At 34.6% G+C, this 15,721-nt stretch carries 16 protein-coding genes; 7 read left to right on the forward strand and 9 right to left on the reverse strand.

Going from position 1 to position 15,721, the window contains the following annotated elements:
* The first annotated feature begins 80 nt into the window (after positions 1 to 80).
* The gene (locus JMA43_RS02390) at positions 81 to 584 is read left to right on the forward strand and encodes a DinB family protein (RefSeq protein WP_342154569.1); all 504 of its coding nucleotides are present in this window, start codon (positions 81 to 83) and stop codon (positions 582 to 584) included.
* Positions 585 to 821: 237 nt separating this feature from the next.
* Positions 822 to 1,823, forward strand: a complete 1,002-nt coding sequence (locus tag JMA43_RS02395; protein ID WP_342154571.1) for an NAD-dependent epimerase/dehydratase family protein — start codon at positions 822 to 824, stop codon at positions 1,821 to 1,823.
* Positions 1,824 to 1,828: 5 nt separating this feature from the next.
* Here the strand turns inward: JMA43_RS02395 and JMA43_RS02400 are convergent, their stop codons facing one another.
* From JMA43_RS02400 to JMA43_RS02410, 3 genes are read right to left on the reverse strand one after another with little or no spacing between them, the layout of a single operon-like run.
* Positions 1,829 to 2,251 (reverse strand): DUF4296 domain-containing protein, encoded by a 423-nt coding sequence (locus JMA43_RS02400; RefSeq protein ID WP_342154573.1) that lies wholly within the window; start codon positions 2,249 to 2,251, stop codon positions 1,829 to 1,831.
* Positions 2,252 to 2,260: 9 nt separating this feature from the next.
* Positions 2,261 to 3,598, reverse strand: coding sequence for a dihydroorotase (locus tag JMA43_RS02405; RefSeq protein WP_342154574.1), 1,338 nt, complete (start codon positions 3,596 to 3,598; stop codon positions 2,261 to 2,263).
* 28 nt (positions 3,599 to 3,626) lie between these two features.
* Positions 3,627 to 4,358 carry a polyprenol monophosphomannose synthase gene (locus tag JMA43_RS02410; RefSeq protein WP_342154577.1) on the reverse strand — a complete coding sequence of 244 codons (732 nt, stop codon included), beginning with the start codon at positions 4,356 to 4,358 and terminating at the stop codon, positions 3,627 to 3,629.
* A gap of 187 nt (positions 4,359 to 4,545) precedes the next feature.
* Between JMA43_RS02410 and JMA43_RS02415 the strand changes: the two genes are divergently transcribed.
* The 3 genes from JMA43_RS02415 to JMA43_RS02425 are packed head-to-tail and all read left to right on the forward strand — an operon-like array spanning position 4,546 to position 7,595.
* Positions 4,546 to 6,177 (forward strand): ArnT family glycosyltransferase, encoded by a 1,632-nt coding sequence (locus JMA43_RS02415; RefSeq protein WP_342154579.1) that lies wholly within the window; start codon positions 4,546 to 4,548, stop codon positions 6,175 to 6,177.
* Positions 6,177 to 6,839, forward strand: coding sequence for a DUF4271 domain-containing protein (locus JMA43_RS02420; protein ID WP_342154581.1), 663 nt, complete (start codon positions 6,177 to 6,179; stop codon positions 6,837 to 6,839). Before JMA43_RS02415 ends, JMA43_RS02420 begins: the two co-directional genes overlap by 1 nt.
* Positions 6,840 to 6,848: 9 nt before the next feature.
* The gene (locus JMA43_RS02425; protein WP_342154585.1) at positions 6,849 to 7,595 is read left to right on the forward strand and encodes a uroporphyrinogen-III synthase; all 747 of its coding nucleotides are present in this window, start codon (positions 6,849 to 6,851) and stop codon (positions 7,593 to 7,595) included.
* 131 nt (positions 7,596 to 7,726) lie between these two features.
* Here the strand turns inward: JMA43_RS02425 and pckA are convergent, their stop codons facing one another.
* On the reverse strand, positions 7,727 to 9,340 hold the full coding sequence (gene pckA / locus JMA43_RS02430; protein ID WP_342154587.1) for a phosphoenolpyruvate carboxykinase (ATP): 1,614 nt from the start codon (positions 9,338 to 9,340) through the stop codon (positions 7,727 to 7,729).
* Between the two features lie 124 nt (positions 9,341 to 9,464).
* Positions 9,465 to 9,854 carry a DUF423 domain-containing protein gene (locus tag JMA43_RS02435; RefSeq protein WP_342154589.1) on the reverse strand — a complete coding sequence of 130 codons (390 nt, stop codon included), beginning with the start codon at positions 9,852 to 9,854 and terminating at the stop codon, positions 9,465 to 9,467.
* 72 nt (positions 9,855 to 9,926) lie between these two features.
* On the opposite strand from JMA43_RS02435, the gene JMA43_RS02440 reads away from it, so the two are divergent.
* Together JMA43_RS02440 and JMA43_RS02445 are read left to right on the forward strand one after the other, a co-directional pair.
* Positions 9,927 to 11,297: a saccharopine dehydrogenase family protein gene (locus JMA43_RS02440; RefSeq protein ID WP_342154591.1), complete on the forward strand. Its 1,371-nt coding sequence runs from the start codon at positions 9,927 to 9,929 to the stop codon at positions 11,295 to 11,297.
* A 97-nt stretch (positions 11,298 to 11,394) separates the two neighbouring features.
* A complete protein-coding gene (locus tag JMA43_RS02445) occupies positions 11,395 to 12,495 on the forward strand; it encodes an esterase-like activity of phytase family protein (protein WP_342154593.1) in 1,101 nt (366 codons plus the stop codon).
* Between the two features lie 237 nt (positions 12,496 to 12,732).
* Here JMA43_RS02445 and tyrS read toward each other — a convergent pair whose 3' ends face one another.
* The 4 genes from tyrS to JMA43_RS02465 all read right to left on the reverse strand — a co-directional run bounded on the left by tyrS (position 12,733) and on the right by JMA43_RS02465 (position 15,692).
* Entirely contained in the window at positions 12,733 to 14,046 is a 1,314-nt protein-coding gene (gene tyrS / locus JMA43_RS02450; RefSeq protein WP_342154595.1) for a tyrosine--tRNA ligase, read from the reverse strand.
* Between the two features lie 88 nt (positions 14,047 to 14,134).
* Positions 14,135 to 14,935, reverse strand: a complete 801-nt coding sequence (gene dapB / locus JMA43_RS02455; RefSeq protein ID WP_342154597.1) for a 4-hydroxy-tetrahydrodipicolinate reductase — start codon at positions 14,933 to 14,935, stop codon at positions 14,135 to 14,137.
* Entirely contained in the window at positions 14,932 to 15,174 is a 243-nt protein-coding gene (locus JMA43_RS02460) for a YgjV family protein (protein WP_342154599.1), read from the reverse strand. Before JMA43_RS02460 ends, dapB begins: the two co-directional genes overlap by 4 nt.
* A gap of 38 nt (positions 15,175 to 15,212) precedes the next feature.
* The gene (locus JMA43_RS02465; protein WP_342154601.1) at positions 15,213 to 15,692 is read right to left on the reverse strand and encodes a MarR family winged helix-turn-helix transcriptional regulator; all 480 of its coding nucleotides are present in this window, start codon (positions 15,690 to 15,692) and stop codon (positions 15,213 to 15,215) included.
* Positions 15,693 to 15,721 lie beyond the last annotated feature (29 nt).

Below are 15,721 nucleotides of genomic sequence, written 5' to 3' on the forward strand. Positions count from 1 at the left end.
TTACACCAATAAATTATAAAACAAATAGTTTATTTTTGATAATTAGTTGTCATCTTTAAATTCTCATATTATTTTATCTCATGAAAAAACTATTCTTCGCTCTTTGTTTGCTGATTTCTTTCAGTATAAAAGCACAAGAAACCCCTATTACAGCTTTTACTGAAAAATGGGAAAACTCAAAGACTTATTTGCTAAACATTGCCCAATTGATGCCCGAAGAAAATTACGACTTTCGTCCTACCGAACGCGAAATGAGTTTTAAAGAACAATTATTACATATCCAACAGAATATAAACTGGCTCGGAAAAACATATTTTAATGCTGAAATCAATACTGAAACAACAAAACCTCTCAGCAAAGAAGAATTATTAGCGTCGATTTCAAATTCTTTCGATGCAGTTAACACTGCTGTCCAAAATACTTCAGAAGAAAACTTAAAAAACAAAGTAGATTTCTTTGCTGGTGAAAAAACAAAGTTGCAAATACTCAACCTTCTTCAAGACCATGTTACCCACCACCGCGGACAATTAATTGTATACCTAAACCTCAACGCTATTAAACCACCTAAATATGTAGGTTGGTAAGTTTTAAATAGGATCTCCAATACGCCTGTCTGCCGACAAAGGCAGGCTCGAACTGACTTTTTAATCTTAATTTGGCACATTATATAACGTGAGTTCGACACAAGAATGATGAATATTTGATAAAATTGACCTATTTAGAAAGTATTAAAAATCAAGGAAGCAGTGTTGGACGAAAGATAAAAGAATAAGATAGATGTAAAAACATTACTTCTCAAACAAGAATTGTATTTTAGCGGTATGGTATTAGTTACTGGAGGAACTGGACTTATTGGAGCACATTTGCTTTTAGAGCTTTCAAAACAGGAAGCGCATATCCGTGCGATTTATCGAACCAAAGCTAAAATAAGCGCTGTGGAAGCTTTTTTTACTTCGGAAGGAGCTAAAGATTTCTTTTTAAAAATAGAATGGATTCAGGCGGATATTACAGATGTTCCAGCATTAGAAGCAGCGTTTAGAGATGTAACTCAAGTGTACCACTGCGCAGGTTTAATTTCGTTTAACCCTTCTGAATATCAACAACTCCGTAAAACAAATATCGAAGGCACGGCCAACATCGTAAATTTATGTATTGCAAATGCGGTTCAAAAGTTGTGCTACATAAGCTCCATAGCAACGTTGGGAACTAAAATTACAGAAACGCCAATTGACGAAACCACGTATTGGAATCCAGAGGCTGCAAACAATGTGTATGCAATTACAAAATATGGTGCAGAAATGGAAGTTTGGCGCGCTACGCAAGAAGGGCTTCCTGTGGTAATTCTAAATCCTGGAGTTGTTTTAGGTGAAGGTTTTAAAGATGCTCCGAGTAATAAATTTTTTAAACTGATTCAAAACGGACTTTCATATTATCCTCCTGGAGGAACTGCTTTTGTTGATGTAAAAGATGTTGTTTCAGCATTGATAAAAGGAATGAAAACAACTATTCAAAACGAACGATTTATTGCCGTAGGAACCAATGCAAGTTATCGAGAAGTTTTAAATACAATTGCTGAAACATTGGATATGCCTGCTCCAAAAAAAGCTTTAAAGCCATGGCATTTAAATATGTTATGGCGCCTTGATTGGTTTTTGGCTTTGTTCCCGTGGAGAAGCAGAAAACTTACCAAAAACACTGCACATTCTTTAATTACGACAACGCGTTACAGCAATCAAAAAATTAAAGATAAATTAGAAATTGACTTCACGCCAATTCAAAAAACAATTCATCGAATTTCGGCTTCATACCGTAGAGAAGTGTAAAAGTATTACTTTGTCTTTTTCACTGGTGCTTTTTTGGCTGGCGCCTTTTTAGCAGGAGCTTTCTTAACTTTTTCAGTTTGTTGTTTTTCAAGTTTACTGTCTACCGTATCTTTTAATTTTTGCAATCTTTTTTCAACTTCGGTAAACATTTCCGACTGTAAATTTGGGTTTGAAGTGTAGTAAATACTGTTTTGAGATAATTGTGCACTATCGATATTGTATTTTCTGTAGATGTATTCTTCAGGGTCGAAATTGTACGTTTCTAAATTTTTCGCAGCAGTCGATTTTGCAGCATTTAAAACAGCAATATCATAATAAATATTGGTCATAACGTCTTTGTCCAAAATGTTTTCTGGCTTATCAACTATTGTTTCTTTACATCCTACAATCAGTATAAAAACAAAAAAAAGAAATACTACTTGCTTCATTTTATCAAATTAATCTCTGTTAAAAGTAAGTCTTTTTACGTTTCTTTCTTTAGAAAAGTTTCCGTTTTCAAAGGCTAAATTTCCGTTTACAAATGTGTGAGTTACTTTGGAGTTAAACGTGGTTCCTTCAAAAGGAGACCAACCACATTTGTACAAAATATTACTTTTATCGACTGTCCAATTTTGTTGTGTGTCTACCAAAACCAAATCAGCAAAATAACCTTCTCTTATAAAGCCTCTTTTTTCGATATTAAATAAAATTGCTGGGTTGTGACACATTTTTTGGATAAGTTTTTCCAAAGAAATTTTCCCTTCTTTTACCTTAGCCAAAAGCGCAGCCAAGGTGTGTTGTACCAACGGTCCACCCGATGGTGCACTGGTGTAAATATTTTGTTTTTCTTCGAGCGTGTGTGGTGCGTGGTCTGTTGCCAAAACATCAATTCGATCATCGAGTAAGGCTTCCCAAAGTCCAGCTCTATCTTCAGCAGTTTTTACAGCAGGATTCCATTTTATAAAAGTTCCTTTTTGTGCATAATCGGCATCCGAAAACCAAAGATGATGTGTACAAACTTCCGCAGTAATTCTTTTTTCTTCTAACGGAATATCATTTCTGAAAAGATTTGTTTCCTTGGCTGTTGAAACATGGAAAACGTGCAGTCGTGCATTGGTTTTTTTAGCGAGTTCGATAGCTCTTGAAGAAGATAAATAACAAGCTTCTTCACTTCTGATAATTGGGTGATACTTAATCGGAATATCATCGCCAAACTCAGCTTTGTACTTTTCGAGATTGTTTTTAATAGTGGTTTCATCTTCGCAATGCGCCGAAATAACCATTTCGGTATTCGAAAAAATCTTTTCGATAACTTCTTCATTGTCTACCAACATATTTCCTGTTGAAGACCCTAAAAAGAGTTTAACTCCCGCACAAGCGTTTTTGTCGAGGCGTTTTAATTCTTCTAAATTATCGTTGGTACCGCCAAACATAAACGAGTAATTGGCAAAAGAAGTTTGCTTACCAATTTCCATTTTTTCTTCTAGCTTTTCGATGGTAACCGTTTGCGGATTGGTGTTGGGTTGCTCAACAAAAGTAGTAACTCCCCCTGCAATGGCGGCTCTACTTTCCGAAGCAATATTTCCTTTATGTGTAAGTCCAGGCTCTCTAAAATGCACTTGGTCGTCTATAACTCCAGGCATTAAAAGTTTCCCTTTTGCATCAATAACTGTTGCAGTATCATCAGAAATGTCGGTTCCTATTTTTTTAATAAATTCTCCTTCGATAAGCACATCGCCTTCAAAAGTTTTGAATTCGTTTACAATAGTTGCGTTTTTTATAAGTGTTTTTTTCATTGCTTCTGATTCTATTTCAAAGGGTTATTTAAGCTGATTTTTTAAACAAACTGTTCCATTTTAAAGAAAGTACTCCAAATACGGCTTCGTTGATAATTTTTCCGCTCATTTTAGATTTTCCAAGTTCTCGATCTTTAAAAATAATAGGCACTTCTATAATTTTAAACTGATGGAGATGTGCTTTAAATTTCATTTCTATCTGAAAAGCATAGCCTATAAATTTAATATTATCAAGGTCGATACGCTCTATAACTTCTCTTTTATAGCACATAAATCCAGCTGTTGGATCGTGAATTTTCATGCCTGTAATAAGTTTTACATACACGGAAGCTCCGTAGGAAAGTAAAATACGGCGCAAGGGCCAGTTTACTACATTTACACCGTTTACATAGCGCGAACCTACGGCTACACTTGCGTTTTCTTGTACACATGCGTTGTAAATACGGATGAGGTCTCGAGGATTATGCGAAAAATCGGCATCCATTTCAAAAATATATTCGTAATGGTGTTGCAAGGCCCATTTAAAACCGTGAATATAGGCAGTTCCTAAACCTGATTTTTCTTTTCGAACTTCCAAATGTAATCTTTGCGGAAACTTTTCTTGTAAAGCAGTTACTTTTTGGGCAGTGCCATCTGGAGAATTGTCGTCCACAATTAGCACGTGAAAAGATTTTTTCAGCTCAAAAACAGCATTAATTATGGCCTCTACATTTTCTATTTCGTTGTATGTAGGGATAATAACGAGACTATCTGATTGCATGTGATCTTTCTTGAAGCCACAAAAATAGCATTTATAAAAAGTAATTTTACTATCTTTTAGTTTTTTAAGTTGATTTTAAGGAATTTTGCACCGCTATAGAGAAGAGAATTAACTAACGATTTAGAAAATAATTATGATCGACGCTAAAAAGTCTACTAAAATAATTCTGCTATTTGTTTGTATAACGGTGGTTATAAATCTAATACAAAGTGCTTTTACAGGACTTATTTTTGACGAAGCGTACTATTGGTATTTTGCTCAAAATTTAAGCTGGGGATATTTCGATCATCCGCCAATGGTTGCACTTTTGGTGTATATAGGAAACCATTTATTTGATGGCGAATTGGGCGTACGCTTGTTGTCGCCATTTTTATACGCTGCCAATATTTTACTCTTATGGGCTTTAATAGACGATAAAAATAAACACCAATATACTTGGTTGTTTGTTGCGTTTATAAGTAGCATTGGGTTAATGGTTGCCTACGGATTTATGATTTTACCCGACACAGCTCTTTTAACGAGTAGCTTGCTTTTTATGTGGGCTTACAAACGCTTTATTACCCAAAATAACAGTTTCTCGGTAGTGCTTTTAGGTATAAGCATGGCGTTGGTAATGTACAGTAAATACCATGGGGTTTTACTTATTGTTTTTGTATTACTCTCTAATTTACAGCTTTTACGAAAAGGGAAATTTTGGGTAGCAGTTGTGGTTTCTTTATTGCTTTATGCTCCGCATTTAGTTTGGTTGCAAACGGTAGATTATGCTCCTTTAAAGTACCATTTGTTCGATCGTGCTAACAGCGCATACAGAATTAAATTCACCTTAGATTATTTGGTAAACTGCATCGCTATTATCGGACTTTGTTTTCCTTTAACGTATTGGGCGTTTTATAAATTTTCTGCTGAAAATAAATTTGATAAGGCGTTGAAATTTTTGGGCTACGGTGTTTTTATATTCTTCTTATTTTCAAGTTTTTCAAGGAAAACACAAGCGCAATGGGTAATATTGATGGTTATACCTTTAATTATTTTCAGTGTACGATACGCCTATCAGTTTGAAAAATACAGAACATGGTTATTCAGAATAAGTGTTTTTTCGGTGGTATTAATTTTATATTTAAGAGTGGCGCTTATATATCAACCTATTTCACCTATAAGTTATGAAGCCTACGGAAATAAAAAATGGGTTACAGAACTTAAAGAAAAAGTAAACGGTGCTCCTGTTGTTTTTCATAACTCGTATAGAGATGCTGGTATGTATGGTTTTTATGCTGATACTGATTTGGTTTTTTCTTCAAACGACTTGGATGCCAGAGAAAACCAATTTGATTTGGATGATTCTGAATTTAAAGTGAGAAATCAAAAAGTTGCTTACCTCACAGGAAATCACAACTATTTGATAGATTCTACAATTTCTGTAATTAGGGAGTTTAAGAATCATAAAATTAGAGGAACATTTATCAATAAATTTAAAACATATAAGAAGATGAAGTTAGATGTTGCTGCGGAAGATTTTTCTAGCAACAGCATTCCATTAACATTTGAAGCTTCTCTTTACAACCCTTACCCAGAAACTATTCAAACCGATTCTTTGCATTATGCGGGGATGTTTTTCAATCAGCATAAAAGGGATATAAAAGTATTTCCGTTGATTGTTGAAACAGCATCGCGTACTATTAAAAATAGTGAAACCATACAATTACAAGTAAAAATTCCAGATACAGTACAGATTCCAGAAGTGTCTTATTTTAGAATGGGAATTGTAAATAACGGGGTTTATCCAGGTTTTCAAGGAGAAATGATTAAGCTTTCCAACTAGTGAATGAAATTTTAAGACATACCAATTACCATACAACAGAAACAATTTTGTTGTTTGTTGCCTTACTCAGTTTGGCGCTTGCAAAGTATGTAAACGAGCAAAAGTTTCATGCTTTTATTGCTTTGTTTGTAAATTATAAATATTTAAAAATTTACAGTAAAGAGCCTAACCAAACTACGAGTTTGTTTAACTTCTTTTTATTTGTTCCTCAGTTAGTTTGTTTTTCACTAATTGTCTGGCTTCTTACAGAAAATATGAGTCTTTCTGTAAGTTTAAATCCTTACTTAATTCTCCCATTTTTGTTCTTATTTATCCTTTTTAAGTTCTATTTAGAGAAAATAATAGCTACAATTTTTGATATAATTCCGTTCGTAGAAAGCTTCCATTTTCATAAAGTTACCTATCGAAACCTCACTGCATTACTTTTGTTGCCGTTAATTAGTTTATTCATTTACAGTAATTTACAAAGTAACATTGTGTTTTATGTAATATTACTAGTGTTTATTTCTTTTAATGTTATTTCAATGGTACTTACATTAAGAAATCATCAAAAATTAATAGGAAAATATTTATTTTATTTTATTTTGTATCTTTGCGCGCTAGAAATAGCCCCTTATTTGATACTAATAAAATTTTATTTTATTGATAAGGCTTCAAACTAATGGATATTTATGAAAGTTAAGACAATCTTAGTTTCACAACCTGAGCCAAAAGTGGAAAATTCTCCATATTTAAGGTTGGTGGAAAAGCAAAAAATAAAGGTAGATTTTAGACCCTTTATACATGTAGAAGGAGTTAATGCGAGAGATGTAAGACAGCAAAAAATTGACTTAACCCAGTTTACAGCAATTATTTTAACAAGTAGAAACGCTGTAGATCACTTCTTCAGAATCGCCGAAGAAATGCGATTTAAAGTTCCAGACAGCATGAAGTATTTTTGTCAATCAGAAGCTGTAGCTTACTATTTGCAAAAGTATGTTGTGTACAGAAAGCGTAAAATTTATGTTGGTAAACGTACCTTCCCAGAATTAGCACCGCTTATTAAAAAATACAAAGACGAGAAGTTTTTATTACCTTCTTCGGATGTATTAAAGCCTTTAATTCCTGAAACGCTAAACGAATTAAAAATCGATTGGAAACGAGCTATTTTATACAAAACCGTTATTAGCGACCTTTCAGATTTAAGAGATGTTTATTACGATATTTTGGTATTCTTTAGTCCTTCTGGAATTGAGTCGTTATTGAAGAATTTCCCAGACTTTCAACAAAACGATACTAGAATTGCCGTTTTCGGAAACACTACTGTGAAAGCTGCTACAGAGGCAGGGTTGCGCATCGATATCGAAGCACCAACACCAGAAACACCTTCTATGACAATGGCACTTGAGAAGTATATTGCTCAGGTAAATAAAAAGTAAGCATACTATTTGTTGATATTCCTTGTGATTAATCAACTTACAAATAACAAAAAGCCTCTGGATTTCCAGAGGCTTTTCTACTAACTATTTGGCAAGCTTGGAAGAGTAGTGCCTCTCCCTAAAAATTAAAATCAGACCAAAGGACCGCCGTCCTTTGTTTCGTTATTAGCATACGAAGCAAACTTCTCGAAGTTATTTTTAAATGCTTCTGCTAGTTGATGAGCTTTTTTGTAATACCCCTCATCGTTATTCCATGTTTTTCTAGAACTTAAAATATCATCTGGTACGTTCGGGCATTTTCTTGGTTGTGCCAGTCCGAATACAGAATGGATATGATAATCTTCTTTTGTAATCTCTTTTCCTAACTCGTCGTTCGTGGCTGCGGTAATCATAGCTCTTGTGTATTTTAAAGCCATACGTTTACCAACACCGTAAGGACCACCTGTCCATCCTGTGTTTACAAGCCATACATTTACGTTAGCTTCCTTCATTTTCTTGCTAAGCATTTCTGCATATTCCGTAGGGTGTAAAGGCATAAAAGGCGCTCCAAAGCACGCAGAGAACGAAGGTACTGGTTCGTCAACTCCTGCTTCGGTTCCTGCAACTTTAGCTGTATATCCCGAAATAAAGTGATAAGCAGCCTGTCCTGGTGTTAATTTTGAAATTGGAGGCAACACTCCAAAAGCATCGGCAGTTAAGAAAAATATATTCTTTGGGTTTTTCCCAATAGAAGGTTTTTGGATGTTTTTAATGTGTTCTATAGGATAACTTACACGGGTGTTTTGTGTAATTGAGGTGTCGGTAAAATCTACCACACCATTGGTATCCATAATAACATTTTCTAATAGTGCTCCTTTTTTAATAGCACCAAAAATATCGGGTTCGTTTTCTTCGGAAAGGTTAATAACCTTGGCGTAACATCCACCTTCAAAGTTAAAAACACTGTTTTGGTTGGTCCACCCATGTTCGTCGTCTCCAATAAGTTTACGACTAGGATCGGCAGAAAGTGTTGTTTTTCCTGTTCCCGATAAGCCGAAGAAAATAGAAGTGTCCCCCTTTTCTCCAACATTTGCACTACAGTGCATTGGTAAAGTGTTTTGGTATACTGGTAATAAGAAATTTAATGCTGAGAAAATACTTTTTTTAATTTCTCCGGTGTATCCAGTTCCTCCAATTAGAACTGTTTTTTTAGTAAAGTTTAGTATTGCAAAATTTTCTTGGCGCGTTCCGTCGGTTTCTGGGTTTGCCTTAAAACCTGGCGCGTTAATTACAACCCACTCTTCTTCAAAATTTTCTAATTCTTCTTCAGTTGGATTGATAAACATATTGTAAGCAAATAAGTTGCTCCACGGATATTCGTTTATTACACGTATGTTTAAACGATAATCTTTGTCTGCACACGCAAAGCAATCGCGTACGTACAGTTCTTTTTCATCTAAATAATTTAAAACCTTTTTCTCGAGCGCATCAAATTTTGCTGTATCAAAAGGTAAGTTAATGTCTCCCCACCAAACTTTGTTGGCAGTAATTTCATCTTTTACAATAAATCTATCTTTTGGAGAGCGTCCTGTAAATGTACCTGTGTTTACGGCTAAAGCTCCAGATGAAGCTTCTTTTCCCATTCCTTTTTCTAAAGTAATTTGGTGTAATTCTTCAGGACTTAATTGATAATTAACCGTTGCATTTACAATTCCGTATTTTTTTAACGAAATCGTTTGCGTAACTAGTGTTTTGTCCACCGTCATTTTTAATATTGTTGTTGTTAGTAGCGAAGCAAATGTATGAAAAATATCGAACTACAACGTTTGCGCTTCGATTTTTTTACACAAAAAGTGAGTTTTATGTGTTAAAATGAACTTTTACAAATGTTTAATTTGATTTGATACTGATGAATTTAAAAATCAAAATTCCCCATGAAACGATAAGAAGTGTTCCGCCAATTGGAGTTACAAATCCTATTTTTTTGAAGTCGAATGCGGTAAGTGCATTGGTTGAAAGTCCGTAAATAGAACCCGAAAATAAAATCACACCAGCAATTACCAAATACATAATTGTATTTTTTGTTCCGGTAGTTAGTACGGAAGAACTTCCTACAAAAAGTAATAAGAGCGCATGGTACATTTGGTATTTTACACCTGTTTCAAAAGTTTTTATTGCTTCTGCATCCAATGCGTTTTTTAGCGCATGTGCTCCAAAAGCACCAAAAATAACTGCTAAACAACCTAAAACAGCGCCTGTAATTAATATTCCTTTATGCATAATTTCTTCAATTTAATTGTTGTATTTATAACATTTTAATACATTAGTGTTACATAACCAAACACAACTCTAATGCGTACTATTTTATTAATTGGTGCTGGAAAATCTACTTCGCACTTACTCAAGTTTTTGTTAGACAAGGCAGAAAGCGAACAACTTCATGTGATTGTTGGAGATATTCAGCTTGAAAATGCTCAAAAATTACTTCAGCAACGACCAAATTGCACCGCTATAAAATTAGATATTTTTGAGGAAGAAGCACGTAAAAATGCTATTAAAAAAGCAGATTTAGTAATTTCGATGTTACCTGCTCGTTTTCATATTGAAGTGGCAAAAGATTGTCTTTTCTTCGGAAAAAACTTAGTCACTGCCTCCTACGTAAGTCCAGAAATGGAAGCGCTAGATGCTGAGGTAAAAGCAAAAGGACTTATTTTTTTAAATGAAATAGGAGTAGATCCAGGTATAGACCACATGAGCGCCATGAAAGTGATTGATGCGATTAGAAACAAAGGCGGAAAAATGATTTTGTTTGAGTCGTTTACTGGCGGACTTGTAGCTCCCGAAAGCGATACAAATTTGTGGAACTATAAATTTACGTGGAATCCTAGAAATGTGGTTGTAGCTGGGCAAGGCGGGGTTGCCAAATTTATTCAGGAAGGAAATTACAAATACATTCCGTATCATAAACTTTTTAGAAGAACCGAATTTTTAGAAATAGATGGTTACGGAAAGTTTGAAGCCTACGCCAACCGAGATTCTTTAAAGTACCGCAGTGCTTACGGGCTCGACGATGTGCTTACGTTATATCGTGGTACAATGCGGAGGGTTGGTTTTTCGAAGGCTTGGAATATGTTTGTACAACTTGGAATGACCGACGATACTTTTACTTTAGAAGATTCTGAAAACATGACGTATCGCGAATTTGTAAATGCTTTTTTACCGTATTCGCCAACCGATTCTGTAGAGCTAAAACTGCGCCATTACTTAAAAATCGATCAAGATGATATTATGTGGGACAAACTCGTAGAGCTCGATTTGTTCGATAATTCAAAAAAAATAGGCATTAAAAATGCTACACCTGCGCAAGCGCTTCAGACTATTTTGGAAGATCATTGGCTACTTGATGAAACCGATAAAGATATGATTGTGATGTATCATAAATTTGGGTATACGCTTCAGGGTAAAAACTATCAAATAGACGCGAGTATGGTTACGCTTGGACAAGACAAAACGTATACGGCAATGTCTAAAACAGTTGGGCTTCCGTTAGGAATTTCAGCATTAAAAATTTTAAATAACGAATTTAAAGTTTCGGGGGTTGTAATTCCTATTTTAAAAGAAATTTACGAACCTGTTTTGTCGGCTTTAGAAAATTATGGAATTATTTTTACTGAAAAAGAAGTGCCCTACAACGGTTACAACCCAAATAATGTAGCTGGATAGGCTAGGTTTTATTTTGGAAGTACGTTAGAAAACAAAAAGTTAACCGCCATCTAACGAAATTCTATTAACTTGCATCGCAAAAGCAATTTAGAAAAAGATGAAAATTAAAAACTTAATCCTCGTTAGTTTCGCAGTGGTTTTAAGTAGTTGTTCTGCTGTGAAAAACAAACCTACGGCCGACACAAAACTTAAATTTTTAGACGAATATATTTTTCCTTCTCAATGGAAATTACAAGACACCGAAATTGGAGGTTTATCGGGGATAGACAATTATAATGACGGCTATATTATTGTTTGCGACGATTCTAAAAATCCGCGAATTTACACAGCGGAAATCAATGTTGAAAACAGCAAGATAGACACCGTTATTTTTAAAGATGTAATTTTCTTTTCTTTAGAAGATCCGTTTTTAGAAAACACTTTTCTCGATCTAGAATCTATTTTGTACCGACCAACAAAACAACAAATTTTAGTTTCGAGTGAAGGAAGCATCAACAACAAAAGAGATCCTTCAATTTTTAATATTTCCCCTTCGGGAGATTTTGTAAATAGCTACGAAATCCCTTCTTATTTTTATGCTGAAAGTGAATACAAACCACGTCATAACGGACTTTTTGAAGGACTTACACGTAGTTATAACGACAGTGGTTTTTGGGTTGGAACAGAGCTTCCGCTAGTAACAGATGGCGAAGAACCAACAACTACAGAAAGTTACTCGCCAGTGAGAATAACGTATTACAATTGGGAAAACGAAACTCCAAGTGATCAGTTTATTTATCCGCTTGATAAAATTGAAAAAGCTCCGAAAGAAGATTTTGCTGTAAATGGACTTTCTGATTTATTTGCCGTAGGCGAAAAGAAATTCTTAGTGTTAGAGCGCTCCTATTCGTCTGGTTGGGGAAAAGAAGCCAACGGATTAAAGATTTATGAAGTGGAAGCTACAGCTACTGAAAATACTTTGGACACACATAATTTAGCTGAAAAAAAATTAAAACCTGTTAGTAAAAAACTAGCATTCGATTTAGAAACTATCCGTAAAAAACTGCAACTACAAACCATTGATAATATCGAAGGAATTTGCTACGGACCAACATTGCCAAACGGAAATAAAACATTGATTTTAATTTCTGATAATAATTTTAATGTAATGAGTCCGCAAATCAATCAGTTTTTACTTTTTGAAATTGTAGATTTTTAGTTGTTTAAGAATCAAATCCAAGGTTTTCAAAACCTTGGATTTGAACGTTTTTATCTTTTTAACTTCAATTCAACATTTAAATCGAGTAATTGTTGAATTCAGAGTTAATAAGTGAACTAGTTATGGGTCAATGTTTTTACTTTGAACCTTTGTCCCTCTAAAACTGTATAAATTAAAACGAAGTTGAGAAATTCTATAAAAAATTCCTCAACTTCGTTCAAAATAAACTCTAAAGTCTTAAACTACACGAATTAAAAAGTAGTTTTTCTTTCCGCGTTGTAAGAGTACAAATTTGTTATTTATCAAATCGGTAGAGGTGATTTGGTAATCTTCTTTTACCTTTTCTTTGTTTACCGAAATAGAATTTTCTTTAAGTGCACGTCTAGCCTCTCCATTCGATTTTAAAAATCCTGTATTTGCAGCTAGAGCAGCAATAATATCCAATCCAGCTTCGATATCACTACTGTTTACCTCAGCTTGCGGAACACCTTCAAAAACATCTAAAAACGTTTTCTCGTTGAGTTGCTTTAAATCTTCAGCCCCACCACCAAATAAAATATTTGAAGCCTTTACAGCATTTTCATATTCTTCTTTTGAGTGCACAAATGTGGTTACTTCTTCAGCTAAACGCTTTTGTAATAAACGCATATGTGGCGCTTCTTGATGTTCAGCAATTAAATTATCAATAGTAGCTTTATCTAAAAAAGTAAAGATTTTGATATATTTTTCGGCATCTTCATCCGAAGTATTCAACCAAAATTGGTAAAATTTATAAGGTGATGTTTTTTCGGCATCAAGCCAAACGTTTCCTCCTTCAGATTTTCCGAATTTAGAACCATCGGCTTTGGTGATAAGCGGACAAGTAAGTGCAAATGCTTTTGCAGGTTCGTTTCCTTCAGCATCAACATTCATACGGCGCACCAATTCGGTTCCGGTAGTAATATTACCCCACTGGTCGCTTCCACCCATTTGCAACATACAGCCTTCTGCTTTGTGTAAATGGTAAAAATCGTAGCCTTGAATAAGTTGGTATGTAAATTCAGTAAAAGACATTCCAACACCAGAATCGGCGCTCAAACGTTTCTTTACAGAATCTTTCGACATCATATAATTTACAGTGATGCGTTTTCCTACATCTCTAGCAAACTCGATGAATGAAAAATCTTTCATCCAATCGTAATTGTTAACTAGTTTTGGTGCGTTTTCGGTTGTAGCATCGAAATCTAAAAATCTAGAAAGCACTCCTTTAATTCCCGCCACATTTTTTGCAAGTGTAGCTTCGTCTAGTAGGTTACGCTCGTCTGATTTTCCTGAAGGATCACCAATCATTCCGGTTGCACCACCTACTAAAGCGATAGGTCTATGCCCCGCTTTATACAAATGAACCAACAAGATAATAGGTACCAAACTCCCGATATGAAGCGAATCGGACGTTGGGTCGAAACCAATATATGCCGTTGTCATTTCTTTATTGAGTTGTTCTTCAGTTCCTGGCATCATGTCGTGCACCATGCCTCTCCATCGTAATTCTTCTACTAAATTTGTAGTCATTTTTCTTGTTTTTTAGACAGGTGCAAAGATAAGATAATAGATTTATTTATCGAGTCAAATAAAATATTAAGATGTAAAACGATAAGCCTTAAAAATCCATAACACTGTCTAATCCTCGTCGCAATCCTTTAAAAGTCGACACCTTTTCGATTGCTAAGAGTCCGCCTTGCACATACGGCGCTGCACTCGCACCAGAGTCGTGACGAATGGATAGTTTTTCGTCTTTTAATCCGAAGATAGATTCTATAGAAATCACGTGTCCTGGAAGTCTTACAGAATGCACTTGAACATCGTTTAAACTTGCTCCTCTACTTGACTTTTCTCCAAGCAATTCATCTTCAGTTACAAATTTATTTGGTTTCTGAATTTTCGATAATCGATATGCCAACTCCCTTGCTGTTCCGCTTGGAGCATCTATTTTATCTTCATGAGTATAATCGATTATTTCAAAGTTTGGAATGTACTTTGCTGCCATTTCAGAAAATTTTTGAAGTAATACCACCGTAATTGCAAAATTTCCAACCGCCAGCACAGATGTGTTATTTTCAGTAGCGATTTTTTCTATTTCTGAATAATCATCATTTGTTAATCCTGAGGTTCCGTTAACAACTTTCTTTCCTTTTTTAAGTGCCGAAATAACATTCTTTTTCGCAATGTTTGGCTTTGTATATTCAACTAAAACATCAAAATCGACTGTATCTAAAGCTGTTTCGATAGTTTGAAAAATCGGGATTTCTTCAGCTTCAATATCAAGAAAAGTGGCTAAATCTTTGCCTTTATGTGTACGCGATAACGCTCCAACAAGCTGCATGTTTGGATGGTTAAAAACTCCTTTTCCTAATGCTGAACCTGCCCAACCTGTACCGCCTGTTATAAATACTTTAATCATGACAATTGTGTTTTGTTGTTTTGATTCTTTTTAAGTTTTCTTAAATGATAAATATGAATTATACAGAAGATAATTCCTGCAATAATTAACGGACTTGATTTTAAAAATAGCCCGTAGATAATGTAGAAAAAACTAGAAATTAAGTGCCATAACCTAAAGGCTCCCATTTCTTTTTTGGTAATTGCAAAAAAGCCTGTTGCAATTGCCAAATACCCTAAAATTTCAGCAATCCAATTCATTTTTAAGTGTTCAATCTCTCATGTAGATTTTTTAATTATTAGTTGTTAGTAAAATGTTCAAGTGTTCGTTCCATATAGCTTTTTTCGGCTACTAATGTCTCAAGTGTATTTAATTCTTCAATAAACCTCGGACTCTTGTCTAGAAAATTTTGCGTGGTTTTAATACATGCATCCCAATGTTTATGAAAGTCGGGGAGTTTTTCTTTTGATTTTTCTGACAATTCCAACAGTTGCTTTCTTGAATCCTCTGGATCTGTTGTACTATCGATATACCCCTTTTTTTTCATTTTATTGACGATTTTCACACATGCAGGATGCGACATTCGAAGCTCTTGAGAGATATCGGTAATTGTCATTGATTGATGTTTTTCGAGTAGTAAAAAGATTAAATGCCAATTTGGTTCTATATCTAGCCCCACAGTTTTATAATATTCTCTGGTGCTGTATAGCAGCTCATCACTTAATCTTTTTATTCTACTGTTTAAACCCGCAAGTCCTATTTCTGATAAAAAATCCATACTTATTATTCGTAACTAGTTACGCAAAT

Source organism: Joostella sp. CR20, from assembly GCF_038433465.1.
Lineage (GTDB): Bacteria > Bacteroidota > Bacteroidia > Flavobacteriales > Flavobacteriaceae > Galbibacter.

What these genes read in the sequence shown, in the direction of transcription:
- JMA43_RS02390 (WP_342154569.1), top strand. Translation starts at nt 81, where the DNA reads ATGAAAAAACTATTCTTCGCTCTTTGTTTGCTGATTTCTTTCAGTATA.
- JMA43_RS02395 (WP_342154571.1), top strand. Translation starts at nt 822, where the DNA reads ATGGTATTAGTTACTGGAGGAACTGGACTTATTGGAGCACATTTGCTT.
- JMA43_RS02400 (WP_342154573.1), bottom strand. Translation starts at nt 2,251, where the DNA reads ATGAAGCAAGTAGTATTTCTTTTTTTTGTTTTTATACTGATTGTAGGA.
- JMA43_RS02405 (WP_342154574.1), bottom strand. Translation starts at nt 3,598, where the DNA reads ATGAAAAAAACACTTATAAAAAACGCAACTATTGTAAACGAATTCAAA.
- JMA43_RS02410 (WP_342154577.1), bottom strand. Translation starts at nt 4,358, where the DNA reads ATGCAATCAGATAGTCTCGTTATTATCCCTACATACAACGAAATAGAA.
- JMA43_RS02425 (WP_342154585.1), top strand. Translation starts at nt 6,849, where the DNA reads ATGAAAGTTAAGACAATCTTAGTTTCACAACCTGAGCCAAAAGTGGAA.
- pckA (WP_342154587.1), bottom strand. Translation starts at nt 9,340, where the DNA reads ATGACGGTGGACAAAACACTAGTTACGCAAACGATTTCGTTAAAAAAA.
- JMA43_RS02435 (WP_342154589.1), bottom strand. Translation starts at nt 9,854, where the DNA reads ATGCATAAAGGAATATTAATTACAGGCGCTGTTTTAGGTTGTTTAGCA.
- JMA43_RS02440 (WP_342154591.1), top strand. Translation starts at nt 9,927, where the DNA reads ATGCGTACTATTTTATTAATTGGTGCTGGAAAATCTACTTCGCACTTA.
- JMA43_RS02445 (WP_342154593.1), top strand. Translation starts at nt 11,395, where the DNA reads ATGAAAATTAAAAACTTAATCCTCGTTAGTTTCGCAGTGGTTTTAAGT.
- tyrS (WP_342154595.1), bottom strand. Translation starts at nt 14,046, where the DNA reads ATGACTACAAATTTAGTAGAAGAATTACGATGGAGAGGCATGGTGCAC.
- dapB (WP_342154597.1), bottom strand. Translation starts at nt 14,935, where the DNA reads ATGATTAAAGTATTTATAACAGGCGGTACAGGTTGGGCAGGTTCAGCA.
- JMA43_RS02460 (WP_342154599.1), bottom strand. Translation starts at nt 15,174, where the DNA reads ATGAATTGGATTGCTGAAATTTTAGGGTATTTGGCAATTGCAACAGGC.
- JMA43_RS02465 (WP_342154601.1), bottom strand. Translation starts at nt 15,692, where the DNA reads ATGGATTTTTTATCAGAAATAGGACTTGCGGGTTTAAACAGTAGAATA.